The following is a 23,119-nucleotide window of genomic DNA, read 5'->3' as shown; positions in this document are numbered from 1 at the left end:
TATTTAAAAAGAAAGCAGAGAAAAAAGAAGAGTAAATAGTATTTTGTTTAATACAAGACATAATGAAAAACTTATGAAAACAAATTATTTGTTAGGTTATTATAATAATTTACTTAAATCATATGGTAATGTTTTAAATATGAACTACAATCAATATATAAGAACTTTAGATAATGCTGGTATGAAAATGGCAGCTAATAAAATGTATTTGTTAAGAAATAATACAGTGAGAAAGTAAAAATCATATTGATAAGTATAAAGTGCAATATGCTTAAACTCCTATAGCTTTTTATAGGAGTTTAAATTCAGTTTTTAATAGGTTGGTATAGCTCAAATGGAGTGAATGAGCTGTTTAATTGATTGAATTTTGTATTTAAAATATAATTATGAAAAGATTTATAGGAAAGAAAAAACTTAGAGTAAAACTGAAGTTCAATTTATAATAGTATTATTGACATATTAATTTATCCATATATAATTTAAATTATGTTTAATTTAATTTTGAAGAAGGTATAAAATATGAATAATAAGAGTTTGTTAAATAAATTTTTATCCTTTTCTGTAGGAAGTTGGATAACTTTTTTGATTGGAATAATTAGTACGCCAATTATAACAAGAATGTTTTCACCAGTACAATTTGGTATATATTCTCAGTTTGAATTGTATTCTAGTTTAGTTATGATTATATTAGTATTTGGTATAGATCAAGCATTTGTAAGATTTTTTTATGCTGAAAAAGAAGAAAATAGAAAGCTATTATTATTAAGATGTGTAAAAGTTCCAGCTATAATAAATATATTGTTAATAATTTTAGCAATTATATTTAGAGAGTATGTATCTAAATTTATATTTGGAAGTTATAGTTTAATATTTTTAATAATCATTATAGTTCATGTAAGCTTTTTATTAATTAATAGGTTTGCATTATTAGTTGTTAGAATGCAACAAAAGTCTAAAACATATTCATTATTAATTGTCATGAATAAAGTCTTTTATTTAGTTATGATATTTATTGCAGGATATTATCTTAAAGATAACTATATGGCTTTAGTATTAGCACTATTATTTTCTAATGTTGCAGTTACTATAATGGCTATAATATGTGAAAGAGAATATTGGAATATATTTAATATAAAAGATAGTGAAATGGAACTACAAACTGATACGAAAGAAATTTTAGTATATGGTGCACCATTGGTTATAACAGCAGCTATACATTATATTTTTCAATCAGCTGATAGAATTGCAATACAAAGTTTTTGGGGCGCAGAGGAACTAGGGATATATAGTTCGGCAGCAAAGGTTGTTGCATTACTTACTATATTACAGGGCTGTTTTACTACGTTTTGGGTACCAGTAGCTTTTGAAAGATATGAGAAAAATCCAGAGGATGTAGAATTTTTTGAAAAGGCAAGTTTAATTGTGACTATTGCTATGTTCTTTTGTACTATTGGATTAATTTTATTTAGAGATATAATTATTCTATTTTTAGGTTCCGAATATAGGACTGCAGCTTACATAATACCATTTTTAAGTTTTATGCCAATAATGTACACAGTTTCAGAAACTACTGTTTTAGGAATTAATTTTAAAAAGAAGCAAAGAAAGCATATATACATATCTGTAATTTCATGCGTTGTAAATATAATAGGGAATTTTATATTAGTTCCTAAATTGGGAGCTGTAGGTGCAGCTATTTCTACAGGATTATCTTATATAGTGTTTTTTTCAATAAGAACATATATAGGTCTTAGATACTATAAGGTAAATTATCATCTTAAAAGATTCTATATAATGACTTTTGCATTGTGTATATACACATTTTATGCTACATTTTTCAAATTTGGGTATATATATGTTTTATTAGGTATTTTAGAATTATTATTACTATATATTCTTTATAGAAAATATATTAATGCACTGATTAATATGTGTAGGGATTTATATAAAAAGAAAATAAAAAGATAAAATAAAACCTATTAAAATCAAATTTTATAAAATTTATTTTAATAGGTTTTGTTTTTGTTTTGTAACACAAAAATAAATAGAAAGAATAAAATATATTATGTAAAAAATAAATTTACATTGAGTGTATAATTTAAAGAATACATAAAAATAAGTACACTTTTGCTATGGTTAAAATATTATTTGGGGGGATACAATGAATAAAAAATATAGAAATACAAGAACGATAAACTTAAGAAGAAAGAAAAGGGAAAAAAGGAAAAAAGAAAAAAGATATGTGCTACCATAATAGCAATGATTTTAATTGTATCTTTAGGTATGATATCTAAACAAATATATGTGAAAAATCATAGCTGTAAAATTTTAGTTAACAATGAACAAACTATTGAGGAGATTGAACAAGCAACTAAAAACTTGAAGGGGAAAACTATAAGATTGAAAGATAGTGATCTATATAATAAATATATAGATATGAGTAAGTCGCTAAAAAGCAAAAATGTTGTTTTGGTAAATGAAAATAATATGCTAGAAAAATTATTAGCTATGCCCTTAGCTAGTTATAAAAATGCATCAGTGTTGGTTATCGATAACGATAATATACCAGATGATGTTAAAAATGAAATAAGCAGAATAAATCCAGAAGAAGTCTATATAATAGGAAATGATATAAGCATATCTAAAACTGTTGAAAATCAAATTGATTCAAATAAGAAAATAAAAAGGATATGCGGAAAAGACATATGTCAGTTAAGTAAAAATATAGCAAAAGAGATGAGTGGATATAATACTGTTTTTGTAGCATCAGAACAGGATAAGGATAAAAATACATTAATAGCAGCAGTAGCATCAAAATTGAAAGCACCTATTTTATTTTCAACAAAAGAAGATGTGAAAAATAATAAGTTTATAACTAGAGTTGAAAAAGAAAATAGATATATTTTAAATGAAGGATTATTTTCTAAAGAAAAATTCAATGATGAATCTTTAATAGATATTAAAGATTTCAATAATTCTAGTACAAAGATAAATAATAAGTTTTTTACAAAGTCTAATTCCATTATAGTTTTAGACTCAAGGGAACAAGAAGATATATTAGCATCTTCAATGCTAAAAAGGCCAATAGTTTTCTATAAAGATAATATTACGGAAGATGAAAAAGGCTATTTAAAAAATAGTGATTTTAAAAATATATATTTTGAATCAAAAATACCTAACGAATTTCTAGAAAAAGCTTTAAATATAAAAAATAATTTAGAACCTGGAGAACTTAAGTTTAATAAACCTAAAGCAGCATTTTTCTTTAGCCATCAAGATGATGTAATACTATTTGCTCATTCAGCAATAATGAATGCAGTAAAAGAGTTAGGACCAGAAAATGTTAAAGTTGTTCTTATAAACAGAGGAAATGGATCTTTTGTTTATAAAAGAATAAAATCAGGAAAATTAAGTCCTAAAATACCATCAACCATGACATTGGAAGAGTTTGCAAAGGCGAGAACCAATGAATTCAATAGAGAATTAGATGCCTATGGAATACCTAATGAAAATAGAACATATTTAGATATACCAGATAGTAGTACTAAAGAACATATAGATGAATTAAGAACGGATATAAGAGAGTTTATAAGTGATGGACAGGATTATCAATTCTTTACTTTTAGCTATTTTAAGGAGCCACAAAGTGATCATTCAGCATTAGGCAGAGTATTTAGAGAACTTTATGATAATCAAGAAATAGATAATGTATATTTTGTAAATAAACCTAAGGCTTATGAGGCTTTAGATAAAGATGTTAAGTTTAGTACCAATATAAAGACGGATGAAGATATGCAAACTGTTAGAAATGCAATGAACTCATATGCTGTTTATGAACCAGCAAATGGATTATATGGTATAGGGATAATATCAGTTAGGGATATGTTTGAAACTTTAGAATATAATCTACAAAATGGTGGATATATATATGGAACTATACCAGGGCAAAAGGATAGTAATTAATAAGGCATAATAAAATAAATAATAGATTAGTATTCTCGCATATTTGGTCTATTATTTATTTTCATATGACTAATATAAAAAATAAGCTCTAGAATTATTAAAATTCTAGAGCTTATTTTAATTTACGTCTATATAAACAGCATCTTCTTCTTTAACTACTTTTATATATTCAACATTAGGGTCTTCAGTGCCTTGAACATAAAGACCAGTATCTTTTAGCTTTTGCACATAGTTTATTATTTCTTGTGTGATTTTTTCACCAGGGCAAAGTACTGGTATTCCAGGAGGGTAAGCCATTAAAAACTCGCCACTTATCATTCCTACACTTTCAGAAATTTTAACAGGTGTATTAACACTATTAAATGCTTCACTTGGTATTTGCATTTGTTCTGGAATTGGTGGTATATCTATAAAATCAGCTTTTTTAGCACCTTTTCCGTAATATTCATCACTTATTTCTCTTAATGCAATAAGTAACCTTTCCATACCTTCCTTTGTATCACCAAATGAACCTACAATAAGAACATTATATAAGTCTGAAAGCTCCATTTGAATATGATATTTATTTGATAAAATCATATCTAAATCATAACCAGTTATACCTAAATCTCTACAAGTTATAGTTATTTTAGTAGGGTCGAAAGCATAAGCTCCTGATTTTCCAAGTATTTCTTCACCAAAACAATAAAAACCAGGAATTTTATTTATTTCTTCACGAACATAATTTGAAAGTTCTATTGTTTTATCTAAAAGTTCTTTACCATCTAAAGCAATTTGCTTTCTAGCAGTATCTAAGGAAGCCATAAGTATATAAGATGGTGATGTTGTATGCATTAAATTTATAACTTGTCTAACCCTTCCAATGTTTATTCTTTTAGAACGAACTTGAAGTAAAGATCCTTGAGTTAAAGCTCCAATAATTTTATGAGTACTTTGAGCGCATATATCAGCACCAGCTTCCATAGCAGACATTGGAAGTTTCTCATTGAAGTTTAGATGAGGACCATGTGCTTCATCTACTATTAATGGTATATCATATGAGTGTACAATATCTGCAATTTTATTTATATCTGTAGCAACACCATAATAAGTTGGATTAATAATTAAAACAGCTTTAGCATCTGGATGTTCTTTTAAAGTACTATCTACAGTTTCAGGAGAAACGCCATGAGCTATACCTAATTTTTTGTCTAGCTCTGGTTGCATATAAACAGGTATTGCACCAGCTAGAATTATTCCTCCAGTTATAGATTTATGTACATTTCTAGGGATTATAATTTTATCTCCAGCACCTACAACAGAAAGTATCATTGCTTGGATAGCCCCAGATGTACCGTGTACTGAGAAAAAGCAAGAATCTGAACCATAAGCATCAGCTGCAAGTTCTTGAGCTTTTTTTATAGGACCTGTTGGATGATGATAACTATCAACAAGTTTAAAAACAGTAACATCAATTTTAAAAGGATTTTCACCCATAAAATCCTTGAACTCTTTATAGGCACCAATGCCTTTTTTATGTCCAGGAACATGAAATGGTAGAGTATCTCTATTAACATATTCCATTAGGGCGTCAAATAGTGGTGTTTCATGTTGATTTAACTTATACAATCTAATATCCCCTCTTTCTCTATAAATAAAGCATCTCAATGCTTGTTAAGCGTATAAATATAATTCTTATAATGATATATAGTATAGTTTTGCAAAAACATGCTGTACTGTTTAATTTAAAACAAATTAATTATAAGATAATAAAATTGTAAATGCAATAGATTTTACTTCAATATAAAATTCCAAATTTATCTTATATTTCCTAGTATAGGTATATAAGTTTATGTTTAAGTTTATTCACTAAATCTTTGTTATGATTTGCTAAAAATAAGTGCAACTACAGGTAGTTAAAAGTAATGGATAAAACTAAAAATTAATCTTGAAAAATACATTTAGTATTAAGAACATAGTGAGTAATAATTAACATAACTTTTTAACTAAAATAAGATGAAAGCTATTAGTATGAGTTTATTTAAAGTTTTCTCATTTCATAAATGAATAATTTTAAAACTCAGCTTAGAACCTTGTAATTATATGTATAAATAATTTAAAATTTTAATTTATACATTTACATTAAAATTTTCATTTCAATTAAGAATATAAATAAACATTCATTAATATATATTTTGAAATATATATTATTTTATTAGGTATATTTTAATATTCTATGATATAATTCCCTATAAATGAATTTTAGTTATATTTAATATTATTTTTATTTAAACATACTATGTTGTATAATATTTAAAAGACATTGTGAAGTTTAATTTTAAATAAATATAGTGAAAATACTTTATGAAAATTATATTTTGTATAATATAGATTTTATATGTTAATATACTTAAATGAAATATTTTAAATAATAATTGAAATGTAAATTTAGATTTATAATTTAAAAAATTGTATTGCTAAACTTAGTTTACAGTAAATTAAGTTTTTAATACATTAATTTAAACATTTAGATTAGGATGGTGAACTATGAGTAATATAGAAAGTCATTTTTTAAACAAATTATCAAAGGTTTTATTTTTGGAAATTAAAAAGGGAACTAAATTTAATTCTTATGAATTTAAGGAAAATGTTTATTTACCTGTAAAAAGTGAGGATGTAGTCGGAAAGGCAAAGGACGGGGATGATTTAAAAAACATTCCAGTAACATTATTCTTAGAAGGAATATTTTTTGTTTTGGGTTGTGATAAAAAATTTAAATTTAATAAAATATATAAAGAAATAATAAAAGATATAGATGGTAGCATGAAATTTATTAAAGGTACCATATTTAATAATGTAAAAAATGAAAAGTATGAAGACTCATATATATTATTGAAGGGACTTTTAGAAATAGAAAAGACAAAAGAAAACTATAACAAAGCACTATTACTGGTAGATGGGTTAAGAAATAAAGAGGAAAAATATAAAGAAGAAGAATTATTATTGATAGAAGAATGTAAAAAATAGATGAATTTAATACACCATATTTTTATGAAGCAATACTAAAAAAGAAGATAAGGATTTAGAGGGTGCATTATTTGCTATAAATCAATATATTTCTTTAGGTGGAGAACAAACAAATGATGTCTTAGAATTTAAAAATTCTCTTGAAGTAATAGGAAAATATGAAGATGGAAAAGAATTAGTATATGAAGATCCTAAAAAAGCTTTAGAATTATTAATACCATTAATGGATGAATTGGGTAATACTGTGGAAATTTATTATTATATTGCTATTGCGTATAGAGTTCTAGAGAATAATGAAAAAGCTATATATTATTTAAATGAAGCTCAAGCAATAAACAGTGATGATGTAGCTGTAGTTAATGAATTAGGAATAAATTTTGCATGTATTGGTGATTATCAAAATGCAATAAGGTATTTTAGAGCAGCATTTGAAGTTACCAAAGAAGTAGATATATGTACTAATTTAATTATGTGTTATTTAAATTTAGGTGATATTGAACAGGCGAAGATTCATTTAGAGTTGGCAGAAAAAATTAATCCAGAAGATGAAATATTAAAAGAAATAAAAAAGTTGAATCTTAATTAACTTAAAATATAGAATGTAGAAAAATATTAATTAACAAAGAAAAATCAAATTTAAATAGAATGGATTTTATATAAATGCTAAAATTATAATGAAAAATGACAATAACAATGGTAAAATGGCATTAAAAGGTTAAAAAAGCAGTTGATTTATTGCAAAAATGTTGTAAAATTATAAAGGGATTTGAACAATCTATATAATAAAGGTTTTTTATAAATTTTTATTAATTAAAAATAAGATAATTTATAAAATAACAATCTTTTAAATAAAATGGTATAAATAAAATTTGTATTAAACAATATAAAGGCTTAGGAAGTGAAATTATGAAAAATGACAAAAGAATAATGATATTAGATATTTTGTTCGTAATATTATCATTGTATATAGCCTTAGTTTTAAGATTTGATTTTAATATTACAAAGAATTATCAGTTATTTTTTAAGGTCTCTATAATACCACTTATTATTTTCACCTTATTTTTCAATAAAATATTTAAGTTGTATGACAATATATGGAAGTATGCATCTATTGATGAATTATTTTCTATAGTATATTCTGTTAGTTTAACCAATATAGTGTTTGTAATTTATAGCTACTATATCAGTTATACATTTTTAAGAAGTCCATATTATAGGTTTCCTATGAATGTTCATATAATTTTTTGGGTGTTAAGTGTTTTAAGTTTAGGTGGTCTTAGATTTATACTAAGATTATTAAGTAATAAAGAAACACCAAAAGGAATTTGTGGAAAAAAAGTTAATACTCTTTTAATTGGCGCAGGTGATGCTGGAGCTTTAATTATAAAAGAGGTAAAAAAACATTCAGACTTAAGTTACAATATAGTTGGAATTATAGATGACAATGAAAATAAAAAAGGAAAGCGTATTAATGGAATAAAAGTGTTAGGCGGAAGAAAGTCTATAGTAAAAGCTTGTAATGATTATAAGGTTGAAGAAATAATTTTAGCGATGCCATCGGTAGAGTTACACGATAAGAAAGAAATACTAAACATATGCAAAGAAACTAAATGCAAATTAAAAACAGTTCCAGGTGTATATGAACTTATGAATGATAACTTTAGCATGGGACAACTTAGAGATGTAAATATAGAAGATCTTTTAGGTAGAGAACAAATTAAGTTGGATAATGAAAATGTTGATAAATATATAAAGGATAGAGTAGTATTAGTAACTGGTGGAGGTGGCTCTATAGGTTCTGAGCTATGTAGACAAATAGTAAAGTTTAAACCAAGGTTATTAGTGATACTTGATATTTATGAAAATAATGCATATGACTTAGAGATGGAATTGAATAGAAACCATCCACAACAAGAGAAAAAAGTTATTATAGCATCTATTAGAGATATGGAAAGATTAAGAGAAGTATTTAGTAATTATAAACCAGATGTTGTATTTCATGCAGCAGCTCATAAACATGTTCCATTAATGGAAAATAATCCAGCAGAAGCAATAAAAAATAATATTGTAGGAACATATAATCTTATGAAGTGTTGTGATGAGTTTAATGTAAAAAGAGTTGTTCAAATAAGTACAGATAAGGCAGTAAACCCAACAAACGTTATGGGGGCAACTAAAAGATTTTGTGAACTTATAATTCAAGCATTTGATAAAATAAGTAAAACTGAATTTGTTGCTGTAAGGTTTGGAAATGTATTGGGGAGTAACGGATCGGTTATACCACTATTTAAAAAGCAGATAGCAAATGGAGGACCAGTTACGGTTACACATCCTGAGATAACAAGGTTTTTTATGACTATACCAGAGGCAGCTCAACTTGTTATACAAGCTGGGGGAATGGCTAAAGGTGGAGAAATATTTGTGTTAGATATGGGGAAACCTGTAAAAATGGCTGATTTAGCAAAGGATTTAATAAGTCTTTCAGGATTTAAACCAGATATAGATATTAAAATAGAGTATGTAGGATTAAGACCAGGAGAAAAGCTATATGAGGAACTTTTAATGGATGAAGTTGCATTAACATCTACAGACCATAAAAAAATATTTATTGAAAAACCTATGGATGTTGATATGAAGTTTATAGAAAAATCTGTTGATGAATTTAGAGAAGTGCAAAAAATAGAAAAAGAAGATATAATAGCTTTACTAGAAGAAAAAGTTCCAACATATAAAAGAAAACAAAACTAATACAAAATAATTGAAATATACTATATAAGATTAAATAGTATAGAAAAACATATAACTGATAAAACTAAATCTATAATATTTATTTGTAATTAAAATCAGCAAAAATATAATTTATAGATTATAGAAGATAATAGTACTAAACATTTGCTTTACCACTATGTCCAGAAATAACTTTCAATTGGTAGCATATGCAGCTGATAAGTTAAAAGAGTTTTTTCAAAAGTAGTGCAAAATAGATTAGTCTAACTTGAATTAGGAGGAAGTAAAATGTCAAATAAATTAAAAGAAGAATTATTATTAAAACTAAAAAATAAAACTGCTAAATTAGGGGTAGTTGGCTTAGGGTATGTTGGATTACCGTTAGCAGTAGAAAAGGCTAAAGTAGGATACGAAGTAATTGGTTTTGATGTTCAAGATCAAAAAGTTGCAATGGTAAATGAAGGACGTAACTACATAGGAGATGTAGTTGATGACGATTTAGCAGGTTTAGTTAAAGAAGGAAAATTAAAAGCTACAACAGATTTTAGTTTTGTTTCAGAAGTTGATACTGTATGTATAGCTGTACCTACACCATTAGATTTATACAAACAACCAGATTTATCATATGTTGTAAGTTCAACTAAAAGCGTAGCTAAATATTTACATAAAGGAATGTTAGTTGTTCTAGAAAGTACTACATACCCAGGAACTACAGAAGAAGTTATAAAACCTATATTGGAAGAAACTGGATTAAAATGTGGAGAAGATTTCTTCCTAGCATTCTCACCAGAAAGAGTTGATCCAGGTAATAAAGATTTTAATACTAAAAATACTCCAAAAGTTGTTGGAGGATGTACAACTTCTTGTACAGAAGTAGCTGCTCAACTATACAGAAATGTATTAGAAGGAGAAATAATGGAAGTTTCATGTCCAGCAGTTGCAGAGATGGAAAAAATACTTGAAAACACATTTAGAAACATAAACATAGCATTAGCTAATGAAATGGCTATATTATGTAAAAGAATGGGAATAGATGTTTGGGAAGTTATAGATGCAGCAAAAACAAAACCTTATGGATTTATGGCATTTTACCCAGGTCCAGGATTAGGTGGACATTGTATACCACTAGATCCATTTTATCTAGAATGGAAAGCAAAAGAATATGATTATCATACTCAATTAATAGAAACTTCAGGAATAATAAATGACTCTATGCCAGAGTTTGTTATTGAAAATGTTATGAATCTATTAAATGGAGATAAAAAAGCACTTAATGGTTCTAAAGTATTAGTTATGGGAGCTGCTTATAAAAAGGATATTGATGATATGAGGGAATCTCCAACACTAAAAGTAATAGAATTATTAGAGAAAAAAGGTGCAAATGTGTTAGTAAATGATCCATATATCCCATCATTTAAACATAAAGGTAAAGAGTATATATCAGTTGAATGGGAAAAGGAAATAGAAAGTGCAGATATAGTTCTTATAACTACAGATCATAGTTGCTATGATTATGAATCAATAGTTGAAAAAGCTAACTTATTATATGATACTAGAAATGCTACTAAAAATGTTAAAAACAACAGACATAAAATAAACAAACTATAATTAATTATTGCACTTTGTTTGAAATTGAAGCACATAGGGTTATTAACTATGTGCTTTATCTAATAAAAAACGAGGAGAATTCTTATGAATATACTAGTAATATCTCATATGTATCCTAATAATTATAATGAAAATAATGGGATATTTATTCATAAACAAGTTAAAGCATTGAAAAGCTCTAAGGAGGATGTGAATATAAAAGTTATATCACCAATTCCGTATACACCATATATACTTACATTACTTTCAAAAAAATATAAAGGGTATTATAATATACCTAAAAAAGCTATATGGGAAGGGGTAGAAGTTTTTTATCCTAGAGTAGTTTGGCTCCCTAAAAATTTAAATTTTAGATCTTCAGGTGAAATTTTATATAAAGGAATTAAAAAAATAACATCAAAATTATACAAAGAGTTCAAATTTGATTTAATCCATGCACATGTAGCGTTACCAGATGGATATGGAGCTGTTATGTTAAATGAACATTTTAATAAGCCTTTGTTGACCACAATACATGGCCAAGATATGAACTATACGGTTAATTTAGATGAGAATTTTAAAAATAAGGTGGTTCATGTATTTGAAAAATCAAATAAAGTTATATTTGTAAGTAATAAATTAAAAAGAGAAGCAGAAAATATAACTGGTAAAAAAAATAATTATGTGGTTATACCTAATGGTATAGAATTAAATGATATTGTATCAAAAAAAAGCCAAAGTATATGCCAAGAATTTCATGGAAAAAGATATATTTTAGTTGTTGGTAATTTAATAAAAACTAAAGGTATAGATTATGCTATAAGAGCTTTTTCAAATATACATAATGATTATGAAGATTTAAATTTGGTTATTATAGGAAGAGGGATTGAAAGAGAAACTTTAGAAAAACTAGCTTTTGAAAATGGTGTTGCAGATAAAGTCATTTTTAAAGGTGCATTGCCTCATAATATAGTCATGGAATATATGAAAAATTGTTATATTTTTGTGTTACCTAGCTATAAAGAAGGTTTTGGCGTAGTTTATATAGAGGCTATGGCACATGGTAAGTTAGTAATAGGATGTAAAGGTGAAGGCATTGAAGATGTAATAGAAGATTTTAAAGATGGTATATTGATGGAACCAAGAAATTTAGAAGACTTAACAAATAAAATAAAATATGTACTAGAAAATGATAGCATAAGAAAAGACATAGAAAGAAATGCTAAAATAAAAGTTGAAACTAAATATACTTGGACTCAAAGTGCTAATAGTTTATATAGTGAATACTTAAGATTGTATCAATAAAAAGTGAATAGGAGCTTAGGTGATGAAAATATGTATACTCACAACTGGTCATAGTCCAACAGACTCTAGAATATTTCATAAGGAAGCAAAATCTCTTTTAAAAAAATATAAGGATATAACCATAGTTGCACCATATGAAAGAGGAATTCACGAAATTGATGGTATAAAAGTAGTAGGTATAACAAAACCTAAAAATTTGAAAGATAGATTTCTAATTCTAGAGGAGTTAATAGATAGGGCCATAGAAGAAAAAGCAGATATATATCATTTTCATGATTTTGAAATTATATATAAAGCAAAAAAGATAAAAAAGAAATTACCTAATTGCAAAATAATTTATGATGTTCATGAGCATTATCCGGATATGGCTAATATGTCAAATAAGATACCAAAGGTGATAAGACCATTATCTACATTTTTTGTGGATAAAACGGAACTTATTATTTCAAGGGGATTTGACTATATAATTACTGCAGATGAAGCAGTTGAAAAAAGGTTTAAAGTAGTAAATAAAAATGTAGAGGTAATCCATAACTTTACACAGTTTATTCCTGAAAAAAAATATGAGGTAGAAAAAAAATATGATATGATTTATCAGGGAGGAATTACAATCGAAAGAGGAGCATTACAAATTCTTAAAACTGTTAATATAATTAAAAACAAATATAATTATAAAGACATAAAGATGATATTTGTAGGTCCATTTGGTTATGATAAGTGTGAAGATATTTTAAAAGAATATATTAAGGATAATAACTTAGAAAAAAATATAAAATTTACAGGAAAAGTGAAACATGCAATGGTAAGAGAATATATGTATAAATCTAAAATAGGATTAGTTACATTATTACCATTACCTAAATACTTTAAAAATATACCTACTAAACAATTTGAATATATGAGTTGTGGTATCCCTGTAATTGGAAGTTATATGCCACCTATAAAAGATTATATTACTGCATACAATTCAGGATTAGTAGTTAATCCAGAGGATGAAAATGAACTAGCAGAAAATGTTATTCATCTTTTGAAAGATGATAAATTAAGAGATGAAATGGGTAATAACGGTATATATTCTATAAAAGAAAAATTTAATTGGAAAAAAGAAGAAGAGAAATTATGGAAAATATATGAAGAACTTTGTAATAGAGAAGCGTAGGAGGGAATTATTATGAAAAAATTTAAATTTGCGGTTATAGGTTGTGGAAGAATATCTTACAAGGGAGTAGAAGCTATAGTAAATAATAAAGAAGAGGCTGTTTTAGTAGCTACTTGTGATGTAGTGGAAGAAAAAGCTATAGCTAAAAAAGATGAATATATAAAAAATATGAACTGTGAATGTGATGTTAAAGTATATACAGATTATAAAAAAATGATTGAAGATATGGAAATTGATATAGTATATATTGCTACTGAAAGTGGATATCATCCAGAAATAGCAATATACTGCATGAATAATGGAATAAACGCTATAGTTGAAAAGCCAATGGCTTTATCTGTAAAAGATGCTAATGAAATGATAGCTGTTGCTAAAAAGAATAATGTTACTCTATCTATATCTCATCAAAACAGATTTAATGCACCAATACAAAAGTTAAGAACTGCAATAGAAGCGAATAGATTTGGTAGACTTGTAAATGGTACAGCAAGAATACTTTGGAATAGAAATATGGGATATTATGAGCAAGCACCATGGAGAGGAACTTGGGCTCAAGATGGTGGTACATTAATGAATCAATGTATACATAATATAGATCTTCTTCAATGGATGTTAGGTGGAGAAGTGGATACAGTATATGCTCAATGTGATACATTTTTAAGGGATATAGAAGCAGAAGATTTTGGAGCTATAATAATAAGATTTAAAAATGGAGCTATAGGAATTGTTGAAGGTAGTGCATGTGTATTCCCTAAAAATTTAGAAGAAACTTTAAGTATTTTTGGAGAAAAAGCAGCAGTATGCATAGGTGGAATGGCTGTTAATAAGATTGAAACTTGGAGATTTGAAGACGAATTAGAAAAAGAAGAAGATGTAATAAAAGAAGCATCAGGTGAAGTTGATAATGTTTATGGTGCTGGACATACAGCATTATTTAAAGATGTTATAGATGCTATAAATAATGGAACAGAGCCATTAGTTAGTGGAGAACAAGGAAAAAAAGCTATGGAAATAATCCTTGCAGCTTACAAATCAAGATTAACAGGAATGCCAGTTAAATTCCCAATGGAAAACTTTGCATCAATTGAAATGAAAGATATAAAAAAATTAAAAAACTAATTTTTTAAGTAGAAAGTGAGAACGATGATGAATTATATTTCAGATAAAAGTAAAATCGGACAAAATGTAAAAATAGGAAGATTTGCTGTTATAGAAGATGATGTAGTTATAGGTGATAATTGTATTATAGGACACAATGTAGTTATTCATGATGGAACTATTATAGGTGAAAATGTAAGAATAGATGATAATACAATTATTGGGAAATTACCTATGAGAGGTGTAAATAGCATATTTAAAGATGAAGAAAAATTAGAACCAGCTAAAATCTCACAGGAATGTTTGATAGGTGCATCTGTTATAATTTATGCTGGATGTACTATCGGAAGTAAAACTCTTATAGCTGATATGGCAACAATAAGAGAAAATGTAACTGTAGGAGATAAAAATATAATAGGTAGAGGTACTACTATTGAAAACTTCTGCAAAGTAGGGAATAACTGCAAAATACAAACAAATGTGTATTTAACAGCATATTCAGAAGTTGAAGATAATGTATTCATCGCACCATGTGTTGCAACATCAAATGATAATTATGCAGCACGTTCTAAAGAAAGATTTGGAAAGTTTAAAGGAGTAACAGTAAAAAAAGGTGGTAGAATTGGAGCTGGAGCTGTAATTTTACCGGGAAAAATAGTTGAAGAGGATGCGTTAGTAGCAGCAGGAAGTGTTTTAACTAAAGACGCCCCAAAGGAAAAAATAGTATTAGGAAATCCAGCAAAAGTATTTAGAGAAGTTCCAGAAGACCAACTTTTAAAAAATCAATAAATAGCTTGTAAAAGTTAGTTTTAGATTTAGTATAATATGAAAGAATAAGGGGTGTGTATATGACTAAGTTATGTATATTAGCAGATGCTGATAGCATTCACACACAAAAATGGTTAGATTATTTTTCAGGGTTAAATTATGATATACATTTAATAAGCATGAGGGAAAGTGACTATAAATATAGTGGAAACGTAAAAACCTATGTTTTAAAGCCCATGTATAAGAATAAAAGTAGTTACATTTTCTTAGCGCGTAAGGTTAAAAAACTTGTAAAAAAGATAAATCCAGACATACTACATAGTTATTATGCATCTAGTTACGGTTTTTTTGGAGCTGTAAGTGGTGTTAGACCATTTGTAGTTTCAGTTTGGGGAAGTGATGTATATCTTTTCCCAAAATCAAATGGGATATATAAAAAAATACTGAATTATGTATTTAATAAAGCAGATGTGTTATGTTCAACAAGTTATGACATGGCAAAAGAAATAAAAAGTTATAATAGTGAAAAAGAAATTGTAATTACACCTTTTGGGGTGGATGTTAATTTATTTAGTAAGATATCAGAGATTTTCGAAGAAGAAAGCATGACTATAGGTATAGCAAAAAGCCTTGAAAAAATTTATAGTATAGATACTTTAATAAAGGCTTTAAGAATAGTTATTGATAGAACAAAAGATACGAGTATAAAATTAAAAATTATTGGTGATGGTAGTGAGCGAAAAAATCTTATAAATCTTACTGAACAATTGAATTTAAATAAAAATGTTGAATTTGTTGGAAGAGTTAAAAATACAGAAGTTCCACAATATATAAATAAAGTTGATGTTATGTGTTTATGCTCATTAAGTGAAAGTTTTGGAGTATCTGCAATTGAAGCATCAGCGTGTGAAAGACCTGTAATAGCTTCAAATTGTGGTGGATTAAAAGAAGTTATAAAAGATAATGAAACAGGGCTTCTATTTGAACCACAAAATGAAAATGAATTAGCTGATAAAATTGAGTATTTATATAAAAACAAATCTATAGCTAAAGAAATGGGAAAAGAAGGTAGAAGAGTAGTGTTAGATATGTATGATTGGGAACAAAATGTTAAAACAATGTCAGATTTATATGAAAGATTATAATTTGGAGGTATTTGAATTTGAGTTATGCTAAAAATATAGCTAGTAATTTTATCACACAAATAATGATAATGGGTTTTTCTTTTATTACTAGCTTGTTAATAACAAGACAATTAGGTCCAAGTGGAAAAGGTGATTTGGCATATTTAACTTTAATTATATCAACCATATCAGAATATGGCCATTTAGGAATAACATATTCATTACCTTATTTCTATAAGAAAAGTAAAAGTTCGCCACAGGATATATTTAATACTAATATTTTAACTATAATTGCTATATCCTTAGTAATTACAATGATTATTATTGGATGGAAGATAGGTGGGAATTTAAATTATAGTTGGCTGATAATAGGAATAATGATAGTTACTATTATTGGATCATTATTTGCAAATTTATTTACATCTTATTATGTTGCTGATGAAAAAATATATATGGCAAATAATATAAACTTAAAAAATACTTTTATGAAGACCGCAGTATTACTTGTTTTGGTTTTCACAGGATGGTTGAATTTAATATCTTATTTAGGTGTGCAACTTATATTTATATTAATAACAATACCGTTATTATTTAGAAATGTAAGAGCATATAAGTTAAATTTAAGTTCTTATGATAAAAAATTGTTAATAGAACAGCTTAAGTTTGGTGGAATGATATATTTAGGAAATTTATTTGTTTTCTTAAATTATAAATTAGATCAATTTTTAGTTCGTGATATGTTAGGACAAGTACAATTAGGAATATACAGCGTATCTGTTACTTTAGCAGAGATGTTATTTTTGATTCCCTCTAGCGTAGGAACTGCTATAACTGGAAGATTATATAATATTTCAGATGATGCACATGAGCAAAGAAAAATTACTACTGCGCTTACGGTTAAGTATGTTTTTTACATTACTCTAATTTTTTCGATAGGAGCAATAATATTTAGTCCATTAATTATTTGGCTTTATGGAGAGGAATATGCATCATCTCAACTTCCAACTCAAATATTGTTTATAGGGATAGCATTTGCTTCTATTGGAAAAGTTTCAGGAGGATATTTTCAAAGCATAGGAAAACCATATATACATACGGTTATTGCATTTTCAATATTTATGATTAATTTTGCCTTTAATATAATGTTAATTCCTAAATGGGGTATTAATGGGGCAGCAATAGCATCTACCATATCATACACAGTATATGGTTTTATATATTTGGGAATGTATATATTTAAAGAAAAAATTTCGGCTAAACATTTATTAGGAATTACTGATATTGATAAAGAAATAAAAAGTAGAGTAGTAAAATCAATAAAAGCAAGGCTAGCTAAGAGGTGATAAAATGAAAAAAGTGGATTTAAAAGTATCTAAAGATAAAATAATAAAACATAAATTATCTATAGCCATTGTAAGTATTATAATTTTAAGTTTAATAATTACTTTAATGATGACATGGAGAAAATTTGATCCAGATACGGCTGTAATAAATTTTGCAGATAAAAAATTAGAAAAATCTATTAAGAAAGAGTTAAACATTATAGGTAGAGATATATATATAGAAGATACTGAAAAGGTTAGTAAACTAAATTTATCAGAATGTGAAATAACAGACTTAACAGGAATAGAAAATTTTAAGGAATTAGAACAATTAAATTTAGATAAAAATAAAATACAAGATTTAGAACCTTTAAGTAAATTACCTAAATTAAGGATATTAGAATTTAATGGTAATAAAATATATGATATAACTCCATTAGGAAAAATAGAAACATTAATGAATTTAAGCTTAAGTAGTAACTATATCACAGATATTAGTGCACTATCATCACTAAATAATTTAGTAGAGTTAAATTTAGTGAAGAACAATATATCAGATATTACACCTTTATCTAATCTTCAAAACTTACAAAGACTTAATTTAACCCTCAATAGAATAACATCAGTAGATGCATTAACTAATTTGAGAAATTTAAGAGATTTGGATATAACATCTAATTATATAAATGATGTAAATTCTATAAATAAAATAATTTCTTTAGAAGAATTAAAAATGAATAATGATGGAATAACACAACTTCCAGATTTATCACCATTAAAAAATTTAGAAGTATTACAATTATCAACGAATAAATTAACTAATTTAGATTTTATAAAAAATAATAAAAAACTTAGAGAATTAAATATTTCTTATAATGACATAAGTAATATTGATGAGATAGCAAATTTAGAAAATATAGAAATCTTAAATTTAAGATTAACTTTAGTAAAAGATATAAGTGTATGTTCCAATATGGAAAAGCTTAATGAAATTTATTTAGATAAAGATGTAAATAGAGAGCCTATAAAACATCTAGTTAATAAATTCAGTCAAGCAGATGATGAAACAAAACTATATCTACTAGAGGAAAGGTATAAGTAATATGGATATTATATTTTTCAAGTTAATGTTAATATTTTCAGGAGTAGCACTTTCTGCCTATTTATTTTATAAGGCAGCAGGTACTTTAATGCCTAATAAATTAAATTTAATTTCATATACATTTTATCTTATTATTTTACAAGCATATATCGGAGTTAGTTTAGCTTATTTAGGCGATAGAAAACACTATATGATTGGATATATAATAGAAGATAAAAATATAGATAAAACTTTTTATTTATTATTGTTTACTATTATAGCAATGCCATTAACTATATTATTAATTGAGAAAATATTTAAAGTTAATGCTAAAAGAGACTATGATATATATTTAAAAAAAGAAGTTGAGACAAGTAATGAAAAAAATGTATTTTTAATTACAGCATCTCTATCAGCATTTTGCATAATGGTAATGACATATATGTTTGTTAGAATTGGTTATATACCAATCTTTAAACTAATATTTAAAGATCCTAATTTGGATTTAGCTTTAGAAAGAATTAGAATATCAAATATAACATCATATGTAGCAAATATTTTTGTATTAACATTCATCCCAATGTTATCTTATTTAGCTTTTACATTTTGTATGACTGTTAAAGATAAAAAATGGAAAATATTATTTTCTATATTATTTATAAGTTCGCTTTTAATAAAAACATACAATTTTGCTAAGGCACCAGTAGTATTTTACTTATTTGTATTTATAATTATATACATATATGTAAAAGGTGGAATAAAGTTAAAATTCTTTGCACCACTAATTGTATTCCTTGGAGCAATTATATTTGCAATGTATGCCTTAAATGGAAGATTAAATAATATATTTAGTATCTATGAAGGACCACTTGGAAGAACTATATATACCCAAGCAGTTACTCTGATGTTTCATATAGATTTATTTACGTCAGGGGTGCCATTACTTATGGGACGCAGCTTTTCACCTTCGATTTTACATTTTTTAGGAATTGGAAAAAGTCATGTAAGATCTGGAAAAGTTGTAATGGGGTATTATGGAAGCAGAAACGTATATAAAGGCATAGCCGGTGTTATGAATGCTATGTTTGTTGGAGAAGCTTTTGCTAATTTTGGAGTGAAAGGTGTAGTATTCGCAGCTATATATATGGGAATATTATTTGGAGGCATATTTGTAATCTTCTTGAAGTGTAAAAAGGATCCTATAAATATAACTTTGTTCGCAGTTTTAACATCGAATTTTGCCATTGCTAGTCAAGGTGGATTCTGTGACTTTATATATAGTTCTAGTACTATTAGTATTGTAGGATTATTATTGTTTATTAAATATTCATCTGTAATATTTGATAAATTTAATATTAAAATTAATTAAAATATATAGATAAGCATAAATGGATTAATTAAGTAAATTCATTAGCTTATCTATATTAATAGTTAGGTAAATTTTATAACCAATTATTGGAACTATAAATTGGAGGAAAAAATGAAGAAAAAGTGTATATTTCATATTCCATTTAAAATAGATAAAAATTATGCAGCAGCTTCTCAAATAAGACCTATGAAAATGATTCAAGCTTTTAAAGATATTGGATATGACGTTGATGTTGTTAGTGGATATGGAAAAGAAAGAAAAGAAAAGATTAAAGTTATAAAAAATAATGTAAAAAAAGGTATAAAATATGATTTTGTATATAGTGAAAGCTCTACAGAACCAACGCTTCTAACAGAAAAAAATCATTTGCCTATTTTCCCTTTAATGGATTTTTCTTTTATGAAATTTTGTAAAAAAAACAATATAAAGATAGGATTATTTTATAGGGATATTCATTGGAAATTTGATCAATATAAACAAAGTGTAGGTTTTCTAAAAAGAACAGTAGCATATATTTTCTATTATTATGATTTATTTATGTATAATAAAATTTTAGATGTCATGTTTTTACCATCTATAGAAATGGGAAAATACATACCATTAAGATATAATTATGAAAGAATAAAGTTGCCATCAGGATGTGATTATATTGATTGTGAGGATAATCAATATAAAGTATATAATGATAAAATTAATATTTTTTATAGTGGTGGATTAGGAAAATTATATGATTTAGAGTTTGGTTTTTAAAGTTATAAATGAAGATGAAAATTATACATTAACTATAGTTTGTAGAGAAAATGAATGGAAAAGCGTGGAAAATAAATATAAAAAATATATTAATAGTAGAATAAAAATACTTCATTTAAAGGATAAAGAATTAGATGAAGAGGCTAAAAATGCAGATGTGTTTTGTTTGTTGACTAAACCATCACATTATTGGAAATTTGCAATGCCTATGAAACTATTTTATTATTTATCCCATAAAAAACCTATAATTGCAGTTAAAGGTGGCATAGGTGGACGTTTTATTGAAGAAAATAACATAGGATATACATGTGAATATGAATTAGATTCTATAAAAAATAAACTTAAAGAAATATATGAACATAGAAGTGAGTTAGAATTTAAGTTTAAAAATATGAATGAAGTATTTGAAAGAAATACTTGGCAACAAAGAGCTAGAGAAGTTAAAGATCAACTTATGAAAAGTAATTTTTAAATTGGTGATGTAAAAAAATTGCAAAGGAGATAAAGATGGAGATAGATAAACATACCGTTTCAGTAGTCATTCCTTGTAGAAATGAAAAAAACTACATAAAAGAATGTTTAGATTCTTTTGTAAATCAGACCTATCCTAAAGATTTATATGAAGTTTTAGTTTGTGATGGAATGTCTGATGATGGTACAAGAGATTTAATTAAAGAATATGAAGATAAATATGACAATATACATTTAGTTGATAACAAAGGATTAACGGCTCCTAAAGCTATGAATGAAGGAATACGATATAGTAATGCTGATAGCATAATAATATTTGGAGCTCATGCATATGCTGATGAAAAATTTGTAGAAAATAATATGAATTTATTATTTAATAATAAAGAGGTAGGTTGTGTAGGTGGTCCCATAGAAACTATTAGTGAAAATGATAAAGGAACAGCTATTGCCTTGGCAATGAGTTCACCGTTTGGTGTAGGTAATGCATTATTTAGATATGCAAAAGAGGAAATGTTTGTAGATACAGTAGCATTTGGTGCATATAAAAGAGAGGTTTTGGAAGATATAGGTTATTTTGATGATGAATTAGTTAGAAATCAAGATGATGAAATTAACTTTAGAGTTACTAAAGGTGGATATAAGATATTACTATCTCCAACAATTAAATCTACATATTATAGTAGAGGATCTTTTAAAAAACTTTGGAGACAATATTTTCAATATGGTTTTTGGAAAGTTAGAGTGATGCAAAAGCATGGAGGCACACCATCTATAAGACATCTAGTACCAATGGCATTTGTTTTAGGAAATATAGGAGCAGCTGTACTAAGCTTATTTTTCAAACCTATATTTTATATTTGGATGGTAGTTTTAGCTTTATACTTAATAGGAGATTTAATATCTTCATTTAAGATAACCAAAGGTAAAAGAAAGCTTTTAAAATATATTCCTATAGTTTTTCCTATATTACATTTTAGCTATGGTATAGGATTTTTAGATGGATTAGTAAATTTTTATCTGCTAAAGTCAAATAAAAGGATAAATAAAAATACTAAGACTTCAAGATAGATTAATTAGAAAAAAATACTTACAATAGAGCATATTAGTGAAAGTATAATTTATAAGGTTTAAGGGCCCTTCCTTTAGGTATGGGCACTTTAAATGTTAAAAAGAGTTGGTGATAATATGAATAAAACATCTAAATTATTATATTATTTAATCTGTATATATGTATTAATTTTGCCTATAATAAATGATAAACTAGGGATTATAGGTAAAGTTCCAGATATTATATTAATGTTAATTATTTTTATTTATGCTATATATTCATTAAAAAATAAAATAATAGAAAAAACTTTATTCGAATTTAAATAATTTTATAACTTCATT

At 26.1% G+C, this 23,119-nt stretch carries 18 protein-coding genes and 1 pseudogene; 18 read left to right on the top strand and 1 reads right to left on the bottom strand.

The window, feature by feature from the left end; genetic code table 11:
* The first annotated feature begins 43 nt into the window (after positions 1–43).
* The 3 genes from CSGHG_RS04490 (at position 44) to CSGHG_RS04475 (ending at position 3,963) form a co-directional block, all read left to right on the top strand.
* Positions 44–238 carry a hypothetical protein gene (locus CSGHG_RS04490; protein ID WP_010293048.1) on the top strand — a complete coding sequence of 65 codons (195 nt, stop codon included), beginning with the start codon at positions 44–46 and terminating at the stop codon, positions 236–238.
* A 281-nt stretch (positions 239–519) separates the two neighbouring features.
* Positions 520–1,968, top strand: a complete 1,449-nt coding sequence (locus tag CSGHG_RS19875; RefSeq protein WP_010293047.1) for a lipopolysaccharide biosynthesis protein — start codon at positions 520–522, stop codon at positions 1,966–1,968.
* A gap of 291 nt (positions 1,969–2,259) precedes the next feature.
* Positions 2,260–3,963 carry a PIG-L family deacetylase gene (locus CSGHG_RS04475; RefSeq protein WP_010293045.1) on the top strand — a complete coding sequence of 568 codons (1,704 nt, stop codon included), beginning with the start codon at positions 2,260–2,262 and terminating at the stop codon, positions 3,961–3,963.
* Between the two features lie 117 nt (positions 3,964–4,080).
* On the opposite strand, the gene CSGHG_RS04470 is transcribed toward CSGHG_RS04475, so the two are convergent.
* Positions 4,081–5,571: an aminotransferase class I/II-fold pyridoxal phosphate-dependent enzyme gene (locus CSGHG_RS04470; RefSeq protein WP_010293044.1), complete on the bottom strand. Its 1,491-nt coding sequence runs from the start codon at positions 5,569–5,571 to the stop codon at positions 4,081–4,083.
* Positions 5,572–6,489: 918 nt separating this feature from the next.
* On the opposite strand from CSGHG_RS04470, the pseudogene CSGHG_RS19870 reads away from it, so the two are divergent.
* From CSGHG_RS19870 to CSGHG_RS22505, 15 genes and pseudogenes are all read left to right on the top strand, one after another.
* A pseudogene (locus CSGHG_RS19870) lies at positions 6,490–7,555 on the top strand (tetratricopeptide repeat protein).
* A 320-nt stretch (positions 7,556–7,875) separates the two neighbouring features.
* On the top strand, positions 7,876–9,717 hold the full coding sequence (locus CSGHG_RS04460) for a polysaccharide biosynthesis protein (RefSeq protein ID WP_010293038.1): 1,842 nt from the start codon (positions 7,876–7,878) through the stop codon (positions 9,715–9,717).
* Positions 9,718–9,984: 267 nt separating this feature from the next.
* A complete protein-coding gene (locus CSGHG_RS04455) occupies positions 9,985–11,304 on the top strand; it encodes a nucleotide sugar dehydrogenase (RefSeq protein WP_010293037.1) in 1,320 nt (439 codons plus the stop codon).
* An 84-nt stretch (positions 11,305–11,388) separates the two neighbouring features.
* Positions 11,389–12,588: a glycosyltransferase gene (locus CSGHG_RS04450; protein WP_010293036.1), complete on the top strand. Its 1,200-nt coding sequence runs from the start codon at positions 11,389–11,391 to the stop codon at positions 12,586–12,588.
* A 22-nt stretch (positions 12,589–12,610) separates the two neighbouring features.
* Positions 12,611–13,747 carry a glycosyltransferase family 4 protein gene (locus tag CSGHG_RS04445; protein ID WP_010293035.1) on the top strand — a complete coding sequence of 379 codons (1,137 nt, stop codon included), beginning with the start codon at positions 12,611–12,613 and terminating at the stop codon, positions 13,745–13,747.
* 12 nt (positions 13,748–13,759) lie between these two features.
* Positions 13,760–14,866 carry a Gfo/Idh/MocA family protein gene (locus CSGHG_RS04440; RefSeq protein WP_010293033.1) on the top strand — a complete coding sequence of 369 codons (1,107 nt, stop codon included), beginning with the start codon at positions 13,760–13,762 and terminating at the stop codon, positions 14,864–14,866.
* A 27-nt stretch (positions 14,867–14,893) separates the two neighbouring features.
* The gene (locus CSGHG_RS04435; RefSeq protein WP_026022224.1) at positions 14,894–15,634 is read left to right on the top strand and encodes an acyltransferase; all 741 of its coding nucleotides are present in this window, start codon (positions 14,894–14,896) and stop codon (positions 15,632–15,634) included.
* Positions 15,635–15,693: 59 nt separating this feature from the next.
* Positions 15,694–16,758, top strand: coding sequence for a glycosyltransferase family 4 protein (locus CSGHG_RS04430; RefSeq protein ID WP_010293031.1), 1,065 nt, complete (start codon positions 15,694–15,696; stop codon positions 16,756–16,758).
* A 17-nt stretch (positions 16,759–16,775) separates the two neighbouring features.
* A complete protein-coding gene (locus CSGHG_RS04425) occupies positions 16,776–18,080 on the top strand; it encodes a flippase (RefSeq protein WP_010293030.1) in 1,305 nt (434 codons plus the stop codon).
* A 4-nt stretch (positions 18,081–18,084) separates the two neighbouring features.
* Positions 18,085–19,161, top strand: a complete 1,077-nt coding sequence (locus tag CSGHG_RS04420; protein WP_010293027.1) for a leucine-rich repeat domain-containing protein — start codon at positions 18,085–18,087, stop codon at positions 19,159–19,161.
* Position 19,162: 1 nt separating this feature from the next.
* Entirely contained in the window at positions 19,163–20,509 is a 1,347-nt protein-coding gene (locus tag CSGHG_RS19865; RefSeq protein ID WP_010293025.1) for an O-antigen polymerase, read from the top strand.
* Positions 20,510–20,620: 111 nt separating this feature from the next.
* Entirely contained in the window at positions 20,621–21,259 is a 639-nt protein-coding gene (locus CSGHG_RS24115) for a hypothetical protein (protein WP_010293024.1), read from the top strand.
* The gene (locus CSGHG_RS24110) at positions 21,249–21,731 is read left to right on the top strand and encodes a glycosyltransferase family protein (protein ID WP_010293023.1); all 483 of its coding nucleotides are present in this window, start codon (positions 21,249–21,251) and stop codon (positions 21,729–21,731) included. The genes CSGHG_RS24115 and CSGHG_RS24110 overlap by 11 nt, the downstream gene beginning before the upstream one ends.
* A gap of 35 nt (positions 21,732–21,766) precedes the next feature.
* Positions 21,767–22,798 (top strand): glycosyltransferase family 2 protein, encoded by a 1,032-nt coding sequence (locus CSGHG_RS04405; RefSeq protein ID WP_010293021.1) that lies wholly within the window; start codon positions 21,767–21,769, stop codon positions 22,796–22,798.
* 93 nt (positions 22,799–22,891) lie between these two features.
* Complete coding sequence (locus tag CSGHG_RS22505) at positions 22,892–23,104, top strand: hypothetical protein (RefSeq protein ID WP_010293020.1); 213 nt, start codon at positions 22,892–22,894, stop codon at positions 23,102–23,104.
* The last annotated feature ends 15 nt before the right edge of the window (positions 23,105–23,119 follow it).

It is taken from the genome of Clostridium senegalense JC122, assembly GCF_000285575.1.
GTDB classification, from domain to species: Bacteria; Bacillota; Clostridia; order Clostridiales; family Clostridiaceae; genus Clostridium_J; species Clostridium_J senegalense.
Note: the sequence above shows the minus strand (reverse complement) of the source record. Positions and strands in the feature narration are given on the sequence as shown.